Annotated in this window: 1 protein-coding gene and 1 pseudogene; both read left to right on the forward strand. The window is 44.4% G+C overall.

Annotated features, from left to right (window positions below; all coding sequences use genetic code 11):
- Nucleotides 1-129: pseudogene (locus GMD1S_RS12205) on the forward strand (phosphorylase); the annotation flags it as partial.
- A gap of 8 nt (nt 130-137) precedes the next feature.
- On the forward strand, nt 138-529 hold a 392-nt coding region (locus GMD1S_RS10860; protein WP_000301978.1), incomplete at its 3' end, for a dihydrofolate reductase family protein.

Consider the following 529-nt stretch of genomic DNA (forward strand, 5'->3'; position numbering starts at 1 on the left):
TTCTTCTACACAGCTGACTATGTGGATCATCATAACCGAATCTGGGATGCCCGCCATGAAGAGCGGACAGCTGATGCCATGACTTTTTTCACTATCGCTTTGATAATAGCCGAGGAACTAGAAAGGTAACTACAAGAATGGCAGTATATTTTTACGGCTGTATCACCATGGATGGCTACTTGGCAGACAGTCAGCACAGGATAGACTGGCTGCATCAGCTTGGTTCTGTAGAGGATACAGGCTATGATGACTTTTACAGGCAAATGGATATCACCATCATGGGCAAGCGGACCTTTGAGGAAATCCAAGATTTGCAAGATGTAGAAAGTTTTTATCAAGCTACGGAAAACTATGTCTTTACACATGATAGGCACCTGCCTGTCAGCAATTACCAGCCAGTAGCTGGGGATGTGGTGGACTTTGTTCAACAGATTGACAAAGGCAAAAATGTCTTTGTGATTGGTGGTAATTCCTTGGTAGGACCGCTCTTGGATGCGGATCTTTTCGACCACCTCATTATTCAGATAGC

It is taken from the genome of Streptococcus sp. GMD1S, from assembly GCF_000296875.1.
In the GTDB taxonomy this organism is placed as follows: Bacteria; Bacillota; Bacilli; order Lactobacillales; family Streptococcaceae; genus Streptococcus.